The following is a 19,972-nucleotide window of genomic DNA, read 5'->3' on the forward strand; positions in this document are numbered from 1 at the left end:
CTCATCCGTATTATCTCGTAATCTTTTTCAAAAATCAAATAGGATTCCTATAGTATTAATAGGATTGAAAATAATGTAATAGCATTAAGGCGTGTCGCTGAACATCTCAAAATGAATGGTCTATTGGTTCTGAGCGCTCAAGGTATGCATATAGATAGGGTAGAGAAATTACCAGGAGATATAATCCATCAGGTCAAAGTTTCAAAAACAGATACAGGCGTTAAGAAGCAGTATCTCTGGATCGGAGAAAACAATGGTGAAATAATCAGCGATACAACTGCTGATTTGTTAATTCTTGATAGCAATAAAACAAAAGAATTGATGGAGCAGTCTGGATTTGAACAGATTGGCATAGAAGGGAATAAAAAACTTATGAAAAACTTTTTACTGTCAAAGTTTCATATTTACCAGAAACGTTAACAAATAATTGTTTTGTCCAAAACCTGCAAACACAGGAATTTGTGAAATTTGTTCAGCGCTCAGAGCAAACTCACCTAAATAATGACGAATGGCTACGCATTAGTCATATCTTTTTTAATAAAAGAGTGAAAATGTATAAAGTAGATATAGCAGTAGTTTTAGTAATTGAAGTCAAGAATTGAGAAGTAGGTAATTTGGGTAAAAGCCAGGGCGAATGCATTTAAATATAGATTATAGCAACTTTTAGGATTATTTATATTCTTTTGAAATCTTTTTTAGTTTTTATTAGTAAAGAAGATGCGTTTGCCCTGGGGATAAGTTTTGTTAGTAATTAGCCAATCTCATCTATTCTGAGGAATATTATCTACTATCTTTTAATCTGGCAATAATTGATAACAGCTTGAGCTATAGTTTCATTACCATCCTTAGCAATTGGTTGAGATTGCCTTGAAGGTTGGGGTAACTCATGGAGAAAATTCCAAGTTCCTTGAAAAAACTCAGATGGGGTGATAATTTGATGGTGATTATAATTAGCTATGCCTTCTACTATAAAAGTTGCTTCGGCAAAGTCTTCACGCGGTATAGTGACAATTGGTACTCCTAGTATTGCGGCTTCCGAAAAAGTACTATAACCAGGTTTAGAGACGACTCGGCCACAAATAGGCATAAAATCTACAGGGCGGTATTTGCGGTCATTAATTTTCAATAAATTAGGTAAATCAGGGGCAGATCGATCGAATACGATAAATTGCCAATCTGGAAATCGCTGTAAGTTATCATAAGGAATTTGCTGTAAACCCAACCCGCCAAAGGTCAACAAAATGGTTTTTTCGACTGGTGCAGTTATTCCCCAAAAAGAACGTAAATCATCAGGAGAGTAACGGGGGGAACCGCCTGTTAAGCCGACATCTGTGATATTATTAAAAGCTGGCATTGGTTCGTGGAAAGGAAGACGAAACAGGCGATCGCACTTTGAATACCAATCACTAATCCAATCTGCAACTGCGGTAAATTCGCCTCCCCAATCTCGGTAGATAAAGTCCCAACCAAAGTTACTCATCATCCAGCAGGGAATATTTGCAGCTTTGGCAAACCCAGGAGCGAGGAAGGGAATATCTGCCAAAATAAGATCGACGCGATTTTGGCGGATAAAATTCACTTCTGAGGCAATCAGCGAATTTTGATGCTTCTGAATATCGAGCAACTTTTCTAAAGTCGCTACTTTATCCATTGTCAAACTATCTGTTTGCACCACACCCAAATCAAATGCACGAGGACGATAAATAAAATCGCCTTCTATATAGCACTCTAACAGCCAGCGTGGGGCAGTACTCACCACAATTAGCAGAACTTCTGGGCATAACTTTTGAATTGTTGCAGCTACAGAAGCCGTGCGGGTAGCATGACCAAAGCCGTGGTTAGTTATGGCTAAGTATAAGATTGGGCGTTCCATTTTTAAGTTAGGAGTTAGGAGTTAGGAGTTAAAATCATAATTTATACACGCTAACTTACAACTGATAACTTTTAATTAATTTTGCAAAAATTTTGAATCGCCTCAATCAATTGGTCGATTTCCGATTCTAAAGTAAAGTAATGGACGCTAGCACGTATACAGCTAGGATCGGCAATTGTCCGAGTTAATATTTTTTGTGAGTCCAAAAATTGCACCAACTTCAAATGAGCTTGAGGCTGATTATTTGCAAGTTGAAAGGAGACTATACCACTTTCAGGTGGGGAAGTTCGCAAACATTTAATATCAGGTAACGCCGTCAATTGTCGCCAGAGGTACTCACTGTTATGACAAATTTGCTCATAACGTTCCTGTGACGTTCCCCATTGCTGATGAATTGCGATCGCTTCCTTTAAACCAAGATACAACGGATAAGCTAATGTAGATACTTCGTATCGTCGCCCATCTGGAAGCCAATCTACAGGTTGAGATTGACTATCTACAACAACACCATTCAAGCCAATAAACGTAGGTTTTAGGCTTTCTCGTGCTTCTGGGCGAACATACAAGCCGCCAGCACCCGCAGGGCCACATAACCATTTATGACCAGTGAAAGCATAAAAATCTACTCCCAATTCAGTCAAGTTTAAAGGCAATAAACCAGCAGATTGGGCAGCATCTATTAATAGTGCAGAATGATTATTTCTGCATACTTCGGCAATTTTGTCCAGAGGTAAAACTTGACCGGTATTCCAGAAAACATGACTCAATATTACTAGGCGGGTATTGGGGCGCAAGTGCTGGGCAATGATGGTTACAGGGTCGCCCTCATTTAAAGTCGCTTTTAGGGGACAAGTGGTAACTTCTACAGAGAATCTCCGCGAGATTTCTCGTGCTGTAGCAATTACGCCTGGGTGTTCGCAGTCTGAGAGTAGCAGATGGTCGCCAGCCCGCCATTCAATGCCCCACATGGCGATATTACAGCCAACAGTGACATTTTGAGTGAGAGTAATTGTTTCAGATGGTGCATTTAACTCCGAAGCGATCGCAACTCTAGCAGCTTGAGTTTGAGGTGCTATCCAGCTAAACGCCTCATTGCCAAAGGGGCCTATTTGCTGAACGTAAGCTTGAGTTTGGGCGATCGCATCCATTGCCCTTTGGGGCATGGGCCCTTGTCCTCCATAGTTAAAATAAGCCTTATTCCCTAAAGCGGGAAATTGCTCTCGATGACGATGCAGCTTGATTGGTGATGCAGAAATACTAGTCATAATTTACAAGGGATATCTGCTGTTTGCAGGCTATTGATATTCAAAAGTATTTTGACCGTTTCTCATGCCGACGTTACGGTATCCGCCCGACTGGCAATGCTGGATACAAGACTTCATGGATTACATCTTCGATCGTATTTCCGGCGATCGCACCCAATCTATTATCAATAGTGAGTGATAATGACTCTCACGATATCCCTATTCATGTCTAGAATTGCCTCCAGTCTACCATCTACAGTCAAAGGATGGAACTATTAACAGATAAGAATGAATGCCCTGATGACAAAGATGGCTAGAATGCTTGTACTGTAAGGAGTCATTTTAACTCAGAGTATTACTTGGAGTAATTAGGAAGTAAGATAAATCTGAGCATATATTGAGCATTAAAAATGAGTATAAATCTATACTTTTAATGTGTAACTATGCACTTAATTAATTAATTTGAGCATTAATTGAGTATTTTTTGTAAAAATAAGGCTGAAGCTTTTGAAAAATAAAACTTTAAAGGTCATCATTGTGCGCCACGGTCAAAGCGGTTATAACACCGAGCGGCGCATCCAAGGACGCACTGATGCGTCAACATTAACCGAAAAAGGTCGTAACGATGCAAGTCTAGTAGGCAAAGCCCTCAGCAATATCTTATTTAATACGATTTACAGTAGTCCTTTACAACGAGCGAAACACACAGCAGATATTATCCATAATGAGTTAGCTACTCATGCTCAAAAATCTGCTGTAGTTCAAGTTTCTGATTTGCTACTAGAAATCGACCTACCTTTATGGGAAGGATTGCTGACTGCCCAAGTCAAGCAGAAATTTGCTGAAGACTACCGCACTTGGCATCAACACCCCGACGAACTGCGAATGCTGCTTAATGATGCAGAAGGAACAAGAGAACATTTTCCCGTTCTTGCTTTATACGAACAAGCACGGCAGTTTTGGCAAGAAATTTTGTCTCAACATCAAGGCGAAACCATTCTCATCGTCGGACATAACGGAATCAATCGCGCTTTGATTAGCACAGCGTTAGGAATCCCTCCCAGTCGCTACCACTCAATACAGCAATCTAACTGTGGTATCACCGTATTAAATTTTGCTGGAGCATTGGGCGAACCAGTCCAGCTAGAATCCTTAAATCAGACGCAACACACCGGAGAAACTCTACCTTCATTGCGACCGGATCATCAAGGAGTACGATTGTTACTAGTGCGTCACGGTGAAACCGACTGGAATCGCCAAACCAGGTTTCAAGGACAAATTGATGTCCCCCTTAACGATAACGGTAGACAACAGTCACAAAAAGCAAGCGAATTTCTCCAAGAAGTAGCAATTGATAATGCTGTAAGTAGCACAATGCTGCGCCCTAAAGAAACAGCAGAGATTATCTTAAAACGGCATCCGAATGTAAAGTTAGAATTGCAAGATGGTTTAAGAGAAATCAGTCATGGTCTCTGGGAAGGAAAATTAGAAACAGAGATAGAGCAAGAGTTTCCGGGAGAATTGCAGCGATGGCGGCTGATACCAACGCAAGTGCAAATGCCTGAAGGGGAGAATTTGCAACAGGTGTGGGAGCGCAGCGTTGCAGCTTGGCAATCAATTCTGCAAGCAGCATCAAATAATCAATTCAAAACTGTATTAGTAGTGGCTCATGACGCTACTAACAAAACTTTGCTTTGTCACGTTCTGGGTTTATCGCTGGAAAACTTCTGGAGTTTTCGTCAGGGTAATGGTGCAGTCAGTGTTATCGACTACCCTGCTGGAATCGATGGTTTACCAGTACTGCAAGCGATGAATATCACTTATCACTTTGGTGGAGGCGTACTAGATAAAACAGCAGCGGGAGCGTTGTGAGTGCTGTTAGCGGAAAGCGGGGCGTTTAGCCCGTGCTGAGTGAAAAGTTAGAAGGAGTGAAGAGTGAGGAGTGAGGAGTGAGCAATAAAGTTAGAAGCAATGACTAAAAAACAAATAACTCATAAGTAGCTAGACGTAAATAAATTAAAGTTTGTAGTAAGGACTTTAGTCCTATAATCCTTTCTTTGAGCGATGAATCGCTCACTACGAACTAGGATTTTACTTTATGTTTAATTATGACTACCTACTTAACTCCTAACTCATAACTAAAACTTTTATGATTGAACTGCTGCAAAAAGTACGAGTAATTGACCCTGTTTCTGAAATTGACGAACTCTTTGATGTACTGATTGCTGATGGTTATATCCGAGAAGTGGCTTCGCACATTTCTGACATCAGTTCCGATACTCAAATCAAAGATTGTCAGGGATTAGTTCTCGGCCCTGGGTTAGTCGATTTGTACAGCCACTCTGGTGAACCTGGTTTTGAAGAACGGGAAACCCTCTTGTCTTTCTTACAAGCTGCTGCTGCTGGCGGCTTTACTAGAGTTAGTATTTTACCCGATACATCCCCAGTTATTGATAACCCTGCACTTGTGGCATTGCAGCACAAGAGAGCAGAGGGGCAGAGGGACAGAGGGACAGAGGGGCAGAGGGGCAGAGGGGCAGAGAAGAGTTTGTCTCCCCTGCTTCATATCTGGGGTGCTATCACCGTAGATGTTGCTGGGAAGCAGATGACGGAATTGGCAGATTTAGCGTCTGCTGGAGTTGTTGGTTTTACTGATGGTAAGCCCTTAGAAAATTTGGCGCTGGTGCGGCGAGTGTTAGAGTATCTCCAGCCTTTGGGCAAACCAGTAGCATTTTGGCCTAGCGATCGCCAGTTAACAGCCAATGGTGTAATGAGAGAAGGGACAAATGCTCTCCGTTTTGGTTTACCCCCAATACCCACCAGCGCTGAAACAACTGCGATCGCAGCTATGCTTGAATTGGTTGCAACCATCGGCACACCAGTTCATATCATGCGTGTTTCCACAGCTCGCAGCGTGGAATTAATTGCTTCAGCTAAAGCGGCTGGTTTACCCATCACCGCCAGCACCACCTGGATGCACCTTTTACTTGATACAAAAGCAGTTAAGAGTTATCACAGCAGCTTGCATTTAGATCCGCCTTTAGGTAATCCCAGTGATATGGCGGCGTTACGTACAGGGGTACGTGCGGGTGTAATCGATGCGATCGCGATCGATCACACACCCTACAGCTACGAAGAAAAAGTCCAAGCCTTTGCCGAAGCGCCTCCAGGAGCAATTGGTTTAGAATTAGCACTACCTCTTTTATGGCAATATCTCGTTGAAACTGAGGAATTTACAGCTTTAGAATTATGGCGGGCATTGAGTACCAATCCAGCAGAGTGTTTGGGAGAAAAAGTAAGTGCGATCGTACCTCATCAACCAGCGGAACTTACTTTATTCGATCCCCAGCAAACCTGGAAAGTCGAACGTAAAAGTCTTTATACACTTTCACAAAATACACCTTGGTTAGGACAACAGTTGCAGGGTCATGTTGTGCAAATCTGGTGTTAAAAAAGCGCACTTAAAACCACTGAAGAATAACTTGGCTATTTTGTTGTGGTTATATTGGTAAGTGATTTAGATGTACTTAACTCCAATGCCATTAAGTTATCCCCGTCCAAGTCTCAAGTTACCCTACGGGGAGAGTATTTAGCAGCAGGCGGTGTAAAAGTGCAAGTCGCTGATTCTGGTTCGGGAGTAAGTCTGGAGTTACGACAAATCATTTTCGAGAAGTATGAAATTGGAACTCCGATACCAGAAATTTCGCAAATTGGTTTAGGATTGGCTTTCTGCAAAATGGCGATCGAAGCCCATTCCGGTTCAATTACTATTGAAGATAATTATCCAAATGGTAGTATCTTCACTGTACTACTCAAAAATAAATAATTAACTCTCAAGTTATTGCATTTAAGAATTTATAGTATGTCCTTTCTGCTAATGTGACATCTAGCATGAATGGATTGTTATTACTTATTTGAACAATTTCTAAATGGGGAAGTCCTTTCAGTAATTATGTTTGCACACCAAATTCTTCTGGATCTACGCCCCAATTTACCCAACAAATCGCTTCACGCGCTGAGTTCATATTAGGTGGAACTCGCAAGGCGTGAATAAACCCTGTGCTAGGGCAAGTCATTTTTAATAAATAAATCGGCTCGATATCCACATTTTTATCAATTCTTAATAGTGTATATTCTTGCCAGTTGTCTAATTCAATAGCTTGGAGTTCTTGGCAAATTCTAGCGTAACCGATACCCTCAATTAATACTCGCCGTAGTTCGGCATTTTTCTCTGATAAAAGCCATTCAGCTTGCCATTGCTGAGGGTGGATTTTACCGTATTTTTCAGGCAAGGTTACGCCGTGATAGCAGTACAAGCTATATCCATCGGTAAATTCAATGGCGGGTTCGCCTTCAGCGTGGAGGCGATTTTGATTGTCGAAGCGTAGGTGAAGGGGGCGATCGCATACTATACAAATATATTTACCTGCGAAAATCCAGCCGCACTCTTTGACTACTGACTCAAACGAATTCCATTTCACTGGATCGTATACACAATCCAAAACCGAAATACAAAAATCATTTAAACTTGCACCGCAAGCTAATATTTCATAGTGAATGCAGTCATCCTTGGCATTTTCCACTTCAAGTTGTAGTTGACTTTCCAGTTCTCTGTCTAATTCGCTCCACAATTCCCAGCAATGGTTACAATTATTCAAACTATTCTCTAGTTTCGTTTTTAATTCAAACCACAGTAGAGAATAAAGTTCGTCATCAATTTGTTTATATAATTCATCTTCTAGGTCGTTACATACGTTTGCAGGCGGTAGTTCATAAATACATAATTCCCCCCACACATCCGAACCATCCCAACTACTGCCAACCCAACTGCTACCAAGTTCTTGTGATAATTTGCTTAAAGTAGTTATCAAAGCAGCATTCGGGCTATCATAAAAAACTATCTCAGGTTCTTCCATACCAATCAAAACATAAGTAGCTTTGACCGCTTGCGCCGCTTTTTCACGATCAATCCGCTCAGTTGAAAGCGCGATCGCTCTCCACTTCTCCCGATAAACTGGAATCAAAGCCTCTTGCTCAGGCGTTAACTTTTCAATCAGCGACATATCGCCAACCTTCAGGCTCGTATTCCCGTTGAATTTTCACTATCCAATCACCTTGGGGAATAGAAATAGCTTTATGCTCCTCATGGGCAAGCAATGCCGACTCTGAAAACACACGTAAATAAAGTGTGCTATCTTTCTCGTATAATTCGGCGTTTCCCTCAGTAATGCGATGCTTATGCCCCGTAACTTCGCCTTCTGCCAAAGTTAAGTGAGGTATTTTTTGTCCTTCAACCTGCTGCACAGGTAGTAAGATAACATCACCCTGACGAATTGGTTGCATAGTTTTGCTTTCCTGATATAGGTATAAATGCTACTTCGCTTTTCCTCTCAAGTTTGGTTTAATTTTGGCACAAGCTTTATTAAAGTGGGGCATTGGGCATGGGGCATGGGTCATTGGGCATTGTGAAGAGGAAGGATAAGGAGAAAGACTTGTTATAAGTACTCACTCAAGTCACCTTGTCTCCCTGTCTCCCTGTTCCTTGCTTTCTCATCTTCCATGCCCAATGCCCCATGCCCGATGCCCAATTTCCCAATTAAAGAATATTTTGAAAACTGTAGTCGCCAATTATGCGTTAGATAAGTTAAAGATTGAAATAGCTGGAAATTCACACCCAGCGTATCCTCATTTATCCTCTGGGACAGACTGGGCATTAAGTTCAGCGGATTTTCTCCCAAGCAGGCAGTTTATGTGAGGATTAAATCACCGCCCTAAGCGTGACCATTTATCTTGACAATTTGTAAAAGTTACCTCAATTTGACTGTTTAGCTTAGTAGCTCTTCTTTTTATTGAAATTTCCATGTCAACTCTCGTCATCGTCGAATCTCCAACCAAAGCTCGTACCATTCGCAACTACCTGCCAGCAGGCTATCGGGTGGAGGCATCTATGGGTCATGTGCGTGACCTACCCCAGTCGGCTAGTGAAATTCCCGCTGCCGTCAAAGGGGAATCATGGGCACAGCTAGGGGTAAATGTGGACGCCGACTTTGAACCGGTATATGTTGTCCCGAAAGACAAAAAGAAAATTGTTACCCAGCTCAAAGATGCCCTTAAGGATGTAGATGAACTGATTCTGGCAACAGACGAAGACCGGGAAGGTGAAAGCATTAGTTGGCATTTATACCAACTACTGAAGCCGAAAGTTCCGACTAAGCGGATGGTGTTTCACGAAATTACCCAAGAGGCGATCAAAAAAGCTCTGAAAGATTGCCGCAATATCGATGAGCAGTTGGTTCGCGCTCAAGAAACCCGGCGGATTTTAGATCGACTGGTGGGCTATACCCTTTCTCCTCTGCTATGGAAAAAAATCGCCTGGGGATTATCTGCTGGGCGGGTACAATCTGTAGCTGTGAGGCTTTTAGTTACTAGGGAACGCCAACGCCGCGCTTTCCATGAGGGTACATACTGGGATTTGAAAGCTAGTTTGTCAAAGGAAAAAACCCCCTTTGCTGCCCAGTTGGTAACACTGGGAGGAACCAAAATTGCTAACGGCAGCGATTTTGATGCCACAACCGGACAAATTACCGCAGGTCGTAATGTCTTGTTACTCAACGAAGAACAAGCGGTAGCCCTCAAGGAACGCCTAGCTGGGAAAACCTGGAATGTTAACGACATCGAAGAACGCCCAGTGACGCGCAAACCGTCGCCACCGTTCACCACCTCGACACTGCAACAAGAATCTAACCGGAAACTGCGTCTCTCAGCCCGTGACACGATGCGGGTTGCCCAGAATTTGTACGAGCAAGGGTATATTACCTATATGCGGACAGATTCGGTGCATTTGTCAGATCAAGCGATCGCAGCTGCTCGCAGTTGTGTAGAAAAGCTCTACGGTCAACAATACCTCAGTCCCCAACCCCGGCAATACACCACCAAATCCAAAGGCGCACAAGAGGCGCACGAAGCAATTCGTCCAGCGGGTAGCACCTTCCGCACCCCCCAAGAAACTGGTTTGGGCGGTCGGGAACTTGCCGTTTACGATTTGATTTGGAAGCGGACTGTTGCTTGTCAAATGGCTGATTCCCGGCAAACTCAAATTACCGTGCAATTGCAAGTCGAGGATGCTGGATTCCGTTCTTCTGGCAAACGGATTGAATTTCCCGGATACTTACGTGCCTACGTCGAAGGTTCAGACGACCCAGAAGCAGCACTGGAAGACCAGGAAGTAATTTTACCAAATCTGAAAGTGGGCGATCGCCCCGATTGTACAGAACTGGAAGCAGTTGGACACGAAACCCAACCGCCAGCTAGATACACCGAAGCAACTTTAGTGAAAACCTTAGAAAGCGAAGGTATCGGTCGTCCCAGTACCTACGCCAGCATCATTGGCACCATCATCGACAAAGGTTATGCCCATTTAGTGAGTAACGCTCTTATTCCTACCTTCACCGCTTTTGCCGTCACCGACTTGCTGGAAAAACATTTCCCGGACGTTGTCGATCCCAGTTTTACCTCGAAGATGGAGCAAACCCTAGATGACATTGCCACAGGTGAAGCGAAATGGCTACCCTACTTGCAGCAATTCTATCTGGGAGACAAAGGACTGGAAACGCTGGTAAAAGAGCAGGAAAGTCAGATTGATGCCACCAAAGCTAGGACTGTAGAACTTGAAAATTTAGATGCCAAAGTCCGCATTGGAAAATATGGCCCCTACATTGAAGTCGAAAACGGTGAGGGGGTGATCACCGCCTCAATTCCCAAAGACTTGACACCAGCCGACCTCGACCCCAAACAGGTAGAAGTATTGCTGCGGCAAAAAATCACAGGCCCTGACCAGGTAGGTCGCCATCCCGAAACTGGCGAACCGATTTATGTGAAAATTGGTGCTTACGGGCCTTATGTGCAATTGGGTGACAAAACCGACGAAAACCCCAAACCGAAACAAGCCTCCCTACCCAAAGGTGTTACCCCAGAAACCGTTACCCTGGAAATGGCTGTTGGTCTATTGGCACTACCTCGGACATTAGGAGTTCATCCAGTTACTGGCGGCAAAATTCAAGCAAGTTTGGGACGCTTTGGCCCTTATGTGGTTCATGACCAGGGTAAGGAGGGGAAAGACTACCGCTCTCTGAAAGCTGCTGATAACGTATTGACAATTAACCTAGAACGTGCATTGGAACTATTATCCGAACCCAAAAAGGGGCGCAGTTCCACCAACAGCAAGTCAAAGGCAGCCTTACGCGAATTAGGTACGCATCCAGAAGATGGAGAAACAATTAACATCTACGATGGTCCCTATGGCCCTTACATCAAGCATGGCAAAACTAATGTCAGTATCCCAGAAGGTCAAACGGTAGAAGATGTAACCCTGGCGGCGGCGCTGAACTTGTTGGCAGCTAAGACATCGACCGGAAAATCGACTCGCAAAACGAGTAAATCAACGACTTCCAAATCTAAGTCAACTGCGAAATCATCAACAACCGCTGCAAAGAAAAAGGGTACAGAAAACTAGTGGTAAGTCAAACAATTTTGGATTTTAGATTTACGCTAGCGTAGCGTTAGCGACAAAGGCGTGTCTTTGAGATTTATTTCGCCCATAACGGGCAAGGCATGAATCTCAAAATTCTCTTAATCCAAAATCTAAAATCTAAAATTCCTACTCAATAGTCTATCTAAAGTCCGATTTTTAACTCTTGACCCTTGATATCCATCCTTGATAGGATACAGTTCATTAGGTTCAAGTGTGATACTCTAAAAAGTAAGGGAAAACACAACGCTAAATTTTAGAAGTGGCTTATGTCCCAAATGCGGGCCCAAATGCAAGATTGTGTATCAGCCCGATTGGAAGCCAGAGGTGCGAAAGTATGTTTTTTTCTGCGTACCTGTTAATCAAAAATTGAGGTAGTATCTCAGGAGCGATCGGTTCATGGACTATATAGAAAAGGTGCTGGAAAAGCTTAAGGAATTAGCTCGTAGGTTAATTGAAAGCCTATTAGGGCCAGAGGCTGAACCGGAACCGGAACTGATTCCGATTCCTGTGAACGATCGCTCGCGCCGTCGCCACTAACCCCACAGTGGTAAAGTCGGCGTTACAACCCTTAAGTATTCTGGCACTGCACGGGCCAAACTTAAATTTGCTAGGACAGCGAGAACCAGGAATTTATGGTTCGCTGACACTAGATGAAATTAACCGCCTGTTAGAAGAAGAAGCATTCAAATTACAGGCGAAAGTTTTTCCTTTGCAGTCAAATCATGAAGGAATTTTGGTAGATAGTATTCATGGCGCGTTAGGGCAACATCAGGGAATTCTGATTAATGCAGGAGCATACACCCATACAAGTGTGGCCTTGCGAGATGCGATCGCTGCTGTTAACTTGCCCACAGTGGAAGTACATCTGAGTAATATTTACCGCCGGGAAGAATTTCGCCATCATTCTTATATCGCCCCAGTTGCGATCGGGCAAATAAGTGGTTTTGGCGTTCAAAGTTACTTATTGGGCTTACAAGCTTTGATAGAACATTTAAGAGTTAGGAGTTAGGAGTTAGGAGTTAGGAGTTGGTAGTAAAGTTAGGAATTAGTAATATTTCATTAACTCCTCACTTTTAACTACATAATTTATGCGTTACTCTCCTATAAGTCGGTTTAAAGGAACTTTACTTGGGGCATTCCTGGGAAGAAGTTTAGCTCCTAGTGGTAAAGTACAGTTTGAGAGTTACCCAGATTTAGGCAGAGTAGCAATTCTGGGTATCCAGAGTTTGATTGCCTTGGGTAGATTAGATTTAGATGATTGGATAGAGCGTCAGCAAGAAGAATCTCCTCATTTAGTCCCAACTGATGACATCTCGATAAAAATAATTATTGCCACATTACCAGTAGCACTTTTTTTTCACGAAAATCCGATTAAGCTCCGACAAAACTTGCTGCGTGTGCTGAAAATCTGGGAGGATGATCCAGTAATCAGGGATGGAACACTAGCAGTAGGATATGCGATCGCTCTTGCCCTAACTGAAAAACTTGACCCTCTAACTCTTATCCCACAAACAATTTCTTTTATCGGAGAAACACCGACATCAATACCAAAAAAATTATTAAGAGTCCAGACTTTATTAGAGCAAGGGGCTGGATTATCAACAGCCCAAGCCGAGTTTGCTAAGGAAGAAAAACTCAGTAACAGTATTGCTATGGCATTTTACTGCTTTTTGAGTACCTTAGAAGACTTTCGCCTAACAGTTTTACAGGCTACTCACAATCACAATTATCAACTGCAAGGTGCTACGCTTCTAAATTCACAGGCTACAGGTGCAATTACTGGTGCTTTGTCGGGAGCATATAACGGGATAGGTGGAATTCCCGTAAATTGGCAATTGCTCTTGCAGAGGAATTCTCCAGTATGGGGATTAACTAGCTTTTCCCAAGTGTTAGAATTGACCGATGCATTTGTGGGGGTGTGGTCAGGAGTGTATAATCTTACCTTAAACCCAAAAGAGTTAACAGAGGAGGGATGTGAGGTGGCTTTGCTTTCAGTTTACGCAGCTCCTCGCGTTATTCGGTCGCGTTAATCTTAAATTAACCAGATAAGGGGTTAAAAGTAGGTAAACTTCCGCCACCGTGTATTAATCTCATATACTAGAATTTTTCAGTAAACCCTCGGACTGATTTTGTAGCTAGCTATTGTGGTAAATCAGCAATAAAAAAGCCCCCGCTACCAAGTTGCAGCCGCAGATCGAACTTTCCTGATGATTGTCTTTTTTGAGCTATCAAAGTCGGCAATTGCAGGTAGAGATAATGAAAATGCATCAATTTTTGCAGTTCTTGAACCAGCAATTGACTCACTGGCGGCGACAGTACAAAACACTACGCCGTAAAGGAAAGTTAATAAGAAGTCCCAAAGGTAAAACCCATAGAAGGGAACTTCTAAGGACTATGCTCAAGAATGTATTCCTATTTTTATCAAAAACCAATGAGAAAAGCGAACGCCGAAAACAAGAAAGAGCGCTAAGGTCAAAGGCAAAATCTGTCAAGATTAAGAGTAGTATTTGTACAGTCGGTTTAGATTGGGCATATAAACAGCGTTACTCGGTGATTTTGGCGATCGCTGTAGTGTCCCTTACAGGGATTATTGGTCATAAATTATACAATCAGACTCAACTCCAAGTAGGACATCCCGCGCCCCAAACGATTACAGCGCCTTACACAGCTAGCATCGAAGATCGGAAAAAAACTGAAGCCGAGCGCAAAGCCGTCAGCACAAGCTCCTTACAGGTGTTGATGCTTGATGCGCGAATCAACGAAAAAATTAACGAAAATTTGCAACAACTTCTAGATGATGGCAACGAAATTCGCGCTGTTGCTGGAGCTTTTCCTTTTTTCGATCCTGTAGTTTTATCCATTTCTAGCCAACGTTACCTCCGCTCTTGTCCTGACTTGGAATGGCAAGCACTGCTATCGGCTGTAGAAAATAGTAACAATCAGCAGAAGAAGGGAATCGGACAAACTACCGCTTCATCCAATCAGAAACGCCAGGGGAGCATCACATCCAAATCTGATTCCCAGAGTTCAAAGAAGACAGAGCCAGTAGATTTTTCTCAAAACACTGATTTTACTCAAGGAGTAGCAGAACTAGAATCTTACCGTCTCACAACTTCTGAGAAAAACTTGTCTTTACTAATTGGCAAAATTTCTCAAACACGCCAAAGATATACCCAAGCCACTGCCAAACTTCTACAGTTAGAGACTGTTGGTGCAGAAGCAGTATACGAGGAATCTCTACTTTTAGATTTGTCAGATGTGGAATGGGAAAAAACACAATGGGGAATCCATCAGAGTACAGAACGGATTCTCACCCAAGGGATTCCACAGGGACTACCAAAAAATATCTTACAGGATGCGGTGAGTTTACAATTACAGACCTTTGTACCAGAATCTGCTGAAACTTTGGCAAAGAATCTGTTGTTAGCTGTACTCAAGCCGAATCTGCAAAAAGATGAAGAACAAACTAGACAAAACGCTCAAAAGGCTGCGGCTGTTGTGCCACCTGTGATGGTGAAGGTACGGCATGGTGAGGTGATTGTCAAAAGAGGAGCGCAGATTACTGCATGGGACTTTGAGGTGCTGGAGCATTATCGCCTGATTCGCCGGGAGGTAAAGTGGCAGGAGTTGGTGAAGTTAGGAGGCATTATTGCGATCGCTATTGGTATTTTTGTCTGGGTAGAACGCCATATTGATTACGAATTGCGACAACGCGATCGCCTGTTAGTATTACTGCTAACTCTGAGTGTGCCAGGAGTAATCGTCATCGGATTGCCCTATACCACCTGGAGCGCCCTTGGTTTATTGTTAGGAAGCTTTTACGGCCCCACCTTGGCGTTGACAGTTGTCGGCCTGCTGTGGCCGATATTAGGCATTAGTTTGGATATGAGCAAGGCTGCGCTTTTAGCTGGTGTCGGAGGAGGAATATTAGGTAGTTATATTGCCCAACGATTGCGATCGCGTGAAGAATTGGCATTATTAGGCGTTGCGATCGCCTTAACTCAAGGTGGCATTTACCTGTTTGTTAAAATCTTAATTGGTCAAATATTTGGTTCAACCTGGTATATTGTCTTCCAAGAAGCGGGATTATTTGCTTTATCCGGCTTAGGCTGGAGTGTTATCGCCTTGGGTTTGAGTCCTTATCTAGAAAAAGTTTTTGATTTAGTTACCCCAATTCGCCTAGCAGAACTGGCGAACCCTAACCGCCCTTTATTAAAACGACTCGCGACTGAAACTCCGGGAACTTTTCAACATACGCTGCTTGTAGCTACCCTTGCTGAAGCTGCTGCAAAAGAATTAGGATGCAATGTTGAACTAGTCAGGGCTGGGACACTATATCACGATATTGGCAAAATGCACGACCCTCTTGGCTTTATTGAAAATCAAATGGGGGGGCCGAATAAACACGATACAGAGATTAAAGATCCTTGGAAGAGTGCAGAAATTATCAAAAAGCACGTAAGTGAAGGGTTGGTAATGGCGCGTAAACACCTTTTACCTACGGCGATTCAAGCTTTTATTCCAGAGCATCAGGGAACGATGCTGATTGCTTATTTCCATCACCAAGCCCAGCAAATGGCTCAGTCAGATCCAAGTTTAACTGTAGACGACGCAGACTTTCGTTACGATGGCCCAATTCCCCAATCACGGGAAACCGGAATTGTCATGTTAGCAGATTCTTGCGAAGCAGCGCTGCGATCGCTGCAAGCATCGGCTAAATCTGGGGGAGAAAAGCGATCGGTTAAAGATGTCTCCACAGAACAAGCTTTAGCAATGCTCAATAATATCCTGCGTGCCAAGTGGCAAGACAATCAACTCGTAGATTCAGGACTAAAACGGGAAGAGATGTCACAAATTGCCCAGATATTTGTGGATGTTTGGCAGCAATTTCATCACAAACGCATTGCTTATCCTAAGTTGAAGACTAGTAGCGCTGCGCGGAATTCGTAATGCGATATCTAAGATGGGCTACGCCTACGCATATCTGTTGATAATCTTGTTAAGAGGTTTTTTGGAGGTGCGATCAAAGTGAAAATAAGAATCGCAGTTCATTGCAAAAGAGAGATATAAGAGTAGATTTGGGCAATATAAATAGCAGATACAGGCTATGAGTTCTCATAGACGGTGGCAAGGGTTATACATCATTGAGTAAATTCTTGAATTGTCGTTTGTCACTTAACGCTGGATCGCTGCAATTTAACCGCAATAGAGTAAACCTTATGCTAAATAGTAGCAAAAAAATTATTTCTCCATCAGAAAAGGCTCATCCGCAAGAAGCTAATATTCAGGAACTTCTTGAGATTCAAGAGCAATTGAGAGATGCTTTGAGAACGATTACAAAAGATTTGGAGAATAAGCTTAAGCCAGAAGAACTACAGGTTATCAAGGCTGAGTACAAAGCACTCATCGATCTATTTGAAACTCTCAAAGATGGAAAGATCAAAATCGTATTATTTGGTAAGACTAATGCGGGTAAATCGTCCGTAGCAAACTCCATTCTTGGTGCTGATGTTTACAACATGGATGTAGGCATGGGAGCAGAAGTGAAGGCTGATGGAATTATCGACTACGGTAAGTGGAGGATCATTGACAGCCCAGGTTTTATGTATTCAAGCTCTGACAACAATCAAGCCTTGCAAGAGATTAAACGCAGTCATGGACGAATTTTTGTTGTTGATTCTGAGCCATTTAAACCTGAACTAGAGATGTTTGACAATGTGGCAAGTTTCTTCCAGGCTCCAACAATTGTTTTCTTTAACAAATGAGACTCTGTGGAGAGAAATATGCCTACCAAAGATCGCGAGAAAGTTCGGCAACTCGTGATTCAGAAGATGTCTCGGTATGTTGAAGACCCGGAAAGAGACATTATATTCGGTTCAGCCCGGACTTATGATCCACAACTCGACACATTCGTTCGTCAAGATAATCCAAAGCTGATCGAGCAAATGTACGACATGGCAGGCGATTTAGGTTTGGTTGTTAACATTATCAATCCTGCTGAAAAAATGAGCAGTAAGATTAACTCCCGGCTTTACGAAATTCGTGAAACTGCTGCACGCAGAATCATTAGTACCTATGCAGATTTATGTGCCTGGGGTTCAATACTTCCATTTTCCTCTGTGACGGCCACTCCATACCTTCTAGCCAAGATGAATCATGCAATCTGCAAGGTGATGGGAATGAATGAAGAGCAAACACTGCAAGCAAGTAATAATATCTCTACCGTATTTAATGAGGCAATCACCCGATCGGCAGGTGTTGAAATTGCTTGGTCAGCCGCAGCAATTGTACTGGCTCCACTTGCCGTACCTCTTGCAGTATGGGGAACTTATGCAGAGTGGGATAATAATGTTCTTCGAGTTCAAGTTGTTGGCGAAGCTCTTCTGGAATACATTCGTTTAGACTTCAAACCAATTAGCGACATTAATACGTTGTTTGAGCAGATGAAAGAAAAAATCAAGAATCAAAAACTTTACTCAATTAAGTGAACGAGACATTAATGGTATTAAAACGGCTGTGATGCAAGCCCAGTCTAATAGCACGTTGTTAGAGCGGTGAGTAAAGTCCTTCAACTTCATTTCGGTGATATATTATCGCCGCTCACTTTCTTTTCCTGGGCGATCACCCTTTGTACCATTTAGTCGAGATGCCTCAGATTTTGCAGCAGAAGTAGAACTTCCATCCTTTCTAGCAAGTTCAGCCATCCATTTTTTAGTTCCAAATATTCCATTCATCAAAGCAGGAATACTCAAATCTACATCTAAGGTTTTCCAGTGTAATCCCTCACCAGAAGGTGTTACCTCTACTTCTGCTAAGTCCTTGACTGAAGCGCCTGCTAGGCCTTGTCCTACGTCTGAAGGGAACCCAAACATACATTTGTTGGACAAGAAAACTATAATCATTCCTAAATAAGGATCATAAAAAGCACGAGTAGCCCGTGGTTCAGATGTAGCGATCGCATCTGAGTTTGCTCTGGCATTAGCTAGCTTTTCTTCTAATACTTCTGTAGCCGCAATCTTCTTAACCATGATATTCTCGCCACTTTTTTAGTAGTTCCAATTGGTGATCTGCAACCAACTGTAAGGCTTTCACCGCATCTTTATCACTCATTCCTGGGGATACCCAAACCCACTCTGGAGCTAGGTTTTCATCTCCTATATTGATTTTTGCCTCTCCGCCCCCTTTAAAAACATGGACATGAGCAGGAATATGATCGTTAAAGTAGATGCGAACCTCAAAACCGCTTTTTCTTAAAACTGTTGGCATTTAATATCTTAAATTTTATCAGATATAACCTAAGCCTTTGGGTTTATCAAGTGAAATTCAAGTTTCCCCAATATTTAATCCCTATTCCCCAGTACATCGCACACCAGCCAAGATAAAATTAACTGCTGCTTGAGTATGCTGCTCAATCATTTCTGGACTCAGTAATTGCAAATCGGGTCTAGTATGCTTGATGTTTTCGTAAGCGTTGAAGTACATATTACAAACCCCAATAATATGCAGGGTGGTGAAAAATGGATCGAGTTGACGGAAACAACCTTCCGCCATTCCCCGCTCTAAAATCTTGATCAGATAGCTAAAATTTTCTTGCCAATTCCCCTCTTTAAAATACTTCCCCTGATTTTGGTTTGCTTCTTGGAACCAAAGCATCCCCCTATGCGGGTGAGCAGCTTCGTAGGCGATCGCTTCTTTAACTAGCAGTTTCAAGGCTTCCTCTGGTGGTAACCGATCCAGATTTAGCTGCCCAAACCCTTCGTGCATCTCTACCGCCGGACGTTGCAGAACAGCTTGATATAGTCCTTCCTTGCTCTGGAAATAGTAGTAAATCATCGCTGTGGTGACACCTGCACCTCTAGCGATCGCTCCTGTCCGCGCCCCTTGAAGTCCATTTCTGGCAAACTCCGCTTCCGCCGCATCGAGAATCTGCTTTTTCGTCGCTTCTGCATCGCGCACCTGACGCGGCTTTTTAGATGAGAATTTTGACTGCGTTGAACGACCCACATTGCTCCATCATCATAACGAAAATATATTAACTAAAAACTTGGTTAGTAGTTGACATATAAGATGAAATTTATTAAATTAATACTCACTAACTAAAAAATTAGTTAATTGTATAACTTGTCTATGGAGTAGCCGAAGTTAGTCGATCAAATGCTCGGTAGTATTAGTTCGTCCATTGTAGACAAGACTTTAGTTATCCCAATTTACATTCAAAAGAGTGATGTAGAACAGGCGACACCAGCTTATCTACAACTTTTGAGTTTCAAGATTCCGTTACCTTTTGCTAACGCATCTAGCGATTTTTCAAACAATTTTTAAAAT

General features: G+C 42.7%; 20 protein-coding genes. 12 read left to right on the forward strand and 8 right to left on the reverse strand.

Annotated features, from left to right (window positions below; all coding sequences use genetic code 11):
• The first annotated feature begins 111 nt into the window (after positions 1–111).
• Positions 112–420: a hypothetical protein gene (locus RM049_RS14355; protein ID WP_322704626.1), complete on the forward strand. Its 309-nt coding sequence runs from the start codon at positions 112–114 to the stop codon at positions 418–420.
• Between the two features lie 367 nt (positions 421–787).
• Here the strand turns inward: RM049_RS14355 and RM049_RS14360 are convergent, their stop codons facing one another.
• Together RM049_RS14360 and RM049_RS14365 are read right to left on the reverse strand one after the other, a co-directional pair.
• On the reverse strand, positions 788–1,873 hold the full coding sequence (locus RM049_RS14360) for a glycosyl transferase (RefSeq protein WP_322704627.1): 1,086 nt from the start codon (positions 1,871–1,873) through the stop codon (positions 788–790).
• 71 nt (positions 1,874–1,944) lie between these two features.
• Complete coding sequence (locus RM049_RS14365) at positions 1,945–3,138, reverse strand: aminotransferase class V-fold PLP-dependent enzyme (protein WP_322704628.1); 1,194 nt, start codon at positions 3,136–3,138, stop codon at positions 1,945–1,947.
• Positions 3,139–3,161: 23 nt separating this feature from the next.
• Between RM049_RS14365 and RM049_RS14370 the strand changes: the two genes are divergently transcribed.
• The 4 genes from RM049_RS14370 (at position 3,162) to RM049_RS14385 (ending at position 6,943) form a co-directional block, all read left to right on the forward strand.
• Positions 3,162–3,350, forward strand: a complete 189-nt coding sequence (locus RM049_RS14370) for a hypothetical protein (RefSeq protein ID WP_322672903.1) — start codon at positions 3,162–3,164, stop codon at positions 3,348–3,350.
• 274 nt (positions 3,351–3,624) lie between these two features.
• Positions 3,625–4,989 (forward strand): histidine phosphatase family protein, encoded by a 1,365-nt coding sequence (locus RM049_RS14375; RefSeq protein ID WP_322704629.1) that lies wholly within the window; start codon positions 3,625–3,627, stop codon positions 4,987–4,989.
• A gap of 277 nt (positions 4,990–5,266) precedes the next feature.
• Complete coding sequence (locus RM049_RS14380) at positions 5,267–6,568, forward strand: dihydroorotase (protein ID WP_322704630.1); 1,302 nt, start codon at positions 5,267–5,269, stop codon at positions 6,566–6,568.
• A 45-nt stretch (positions 6,569–6,613) separates the two neighbouring features.
• Positions 6,614–6,943, forward strand: coding sequence for a sensor histidine kinase (locus tag RM049_RS14385; RefSeq protein ID WP_322704631.1), 330 nt, complete (start codon positions 6,614–6,616; stop codon positions 6,941–6,943).
• Positions 6,944–7,067: 124 nt separating this feature from the next.
• Here RM049_RS14385 and RM049_RS14390 read toward each other — a convergent pair whose 3' ends face one another.
• Complete coding sequence (locus tag RM049_RS14390) at positions 7,068–8,180, reverse strand: DUF6745 domain-containing protein (RefSeq protein ID WP_322704632.1); 1,113 nt, start codon at positions 8,178–8,180, stop codon at positions 7,068–7,070.
• On the reverse strand, positions 8,167–8,460 hold the full coding sequence (locus RM049_RS14395) for a hypothetical protein (protein WP_322672895.1): 294 nt from the start codon (positions 8,458–8,460) through the stop codon (positions 8,167–8,169). Before RM049_RS14395 ends, RM049_RS14390 begins: the two co-directional genes overlap by 14 nt.
• A gap of 517 nt (positions 8,461–8,977) precedes the next feature.
• Here RM049_RS14395 and topA point away from each other — a divergent pair.
• The 4 genes from topA (at position 8,978) to RM049_RS14415 (ending at position 13,677) form a co-directional block, all read left to right on the forward strand.
• Positions 8,978–11,629, forward strand: coding sequence for a type I DNA topoisomerase (topA, locus tag RM049_RS14400; protein ID WP_322704633.1), 2,652 nt, complete (start codon positions 8,978–8,980; stop codon positions 11,627–11,629).
• A 414-nt stretch (positions 11,630–12,043) separates the two neighbouring features.
• Positions 12,044–12,184, forward strand: a complete 141-nt coding sequence (locus RM049_RS14405) for a hypothetical protein (protein WP_012410890.1) — start codon at positions 12,044–12,046, stop codon at positions 12,182–12,184.
• A 7-nt stretch (positions 12,185–12,191) separates the two neighbouring features.
• Positions 12,192–12,656 (forward strand): type II 3-dehydroquinate dehydratase, encoded by a 465-nt coding sequence (aroQ, locus tag RM049_RS14410; protein WP_322704634.1) that lies wholly within the window; start codon positions 12,192–12,194, stop codon positions 12,654–12,656.
• A gap of 79 nt (positions 12,657–12,735) precedes the next feature.
• Entirely contained in the window at positions 12,736–13,677 is a 942-nt protein-coding gene (locus RM049_RS14415; protein WP_322704635.1) for an ADP-ribosylglycohydrolase family protein, read from the forward strand.
• Positions 13,678–13,786: 109 nt separating this feature from the next.
• On the opposite strand, the gene RM049_RS14420 is transcribed toward RM049_RS14415, so the two are convergent.
• Positions 13,787–13,951: a hypothetical protein gene (locus tag RM049_RS14420; protein WP_322672928.1), complete on the reverse strand. Its 165-nt coding sequence runs from the start codon at positions 13,949–13,951 to the stop codon at positions 13,787–13,789.
• Between RM049_RS14420 and RM049_RS14425 the strand changes: the two genes are divergently transcribed.
• From RM049_RS14425 to RM049_RS14435, 3 genes are all read left to right on the forward strand, one after another.
• Entirely contained in the window at positions 13,904–16,597 is a 2,694-nt protein-coding gene (locus RM049_RS14425) for an HD family phosphohydrolase (protein WP_322704636.1), read from the forward strand. The two genes, RM049_RS14420 and RM049_RS14425, sit on opposite strands and share 48 nt — an antisense overlap.
• A 269-nt stretch (positions 16,598–16,866) precedes the next feature.
• Positions 16,867–17,412 carry a GTPase domain-containing protein gene (locus RM049_RS14430; RefSeq protein WP_322704637.1) on the forward strand — a complete coding sequence of 182 codons (546 nt, stop codon included), beginning with the start codon at positions 16,867–16,869 and terminating at the stop codon, positions 17,410–17,412.
• 18 nt (positions 17,413–17,430) lie between these two features.
• On the forward strand, positions 17,431–18,135 hold the full coding sequence (locus RM049_RS14435; protein WP_322704638.1) for a hypothetical protein: 705 nt from the start codon (positions 17,431–17,433) through the stop codon (positions 18,133–18,135).
• A 102-nt stretch (positions 18,136–18,237) separates the two neighbouring features.
• Here RM049_RS14435 and RM049_RS14440 read toward each other — a convergent pair whose 3' ends face one another.
• The 3 genes from RM049_RS14440 to RM049_RS14450 form a co-directional block, all read right to left on the reverse strand.
• The gene (locus RM049_RS14440; RefSeq protein WP_322704639.1) at positions 18,238–18,675 is read right to left on the reverse strand and encodes a DUF2442 domain-containing protein; all 438 of its coding nucleotides are present in this window, start codon (positions 18,673–18,675) and stop codon (positions 18,238–18,240) included.
• Positions 18,668–18,913, reverse strand: coding sequence for a DUF4160 domain-containing protein (locus tag RM049_RS14445; RefSeq protein ID WP_322704640.1), 246 nt, complete (start codon positions 18,911–18,913; stop codon positions 18,668–18,670). The genes RM049_RS14440 and RM049_RS14445 overlap by 8 nt, the downstream gene beginning before the upstream one ends.
• A gap of 81 nt (positions 18,914–18,994) precedes the next feature.
• Positions 18,995–19,651, reverse strand: coding sequence for a TetR/AcrR family transcriptional regulator (locus tag RM049_RS14450; RefSeq protein ID WP_322704641.1), 657 nt, complete (start codon positions 19,649–19,651; stop codon positions 18,995–18,997).
• Between the last annotated feature and the right edge of the window lie 321 nt (positions 19,652–19,972).

Source organism: Nostoc sp. DedQUE04, from assembly GCF_034530995.1.
Classification (GTDB): Bacteria; Cyanobacteriota; Cyanobacteriia; order Cyanobacteriales; family Nostocaceae; genus Nostoc.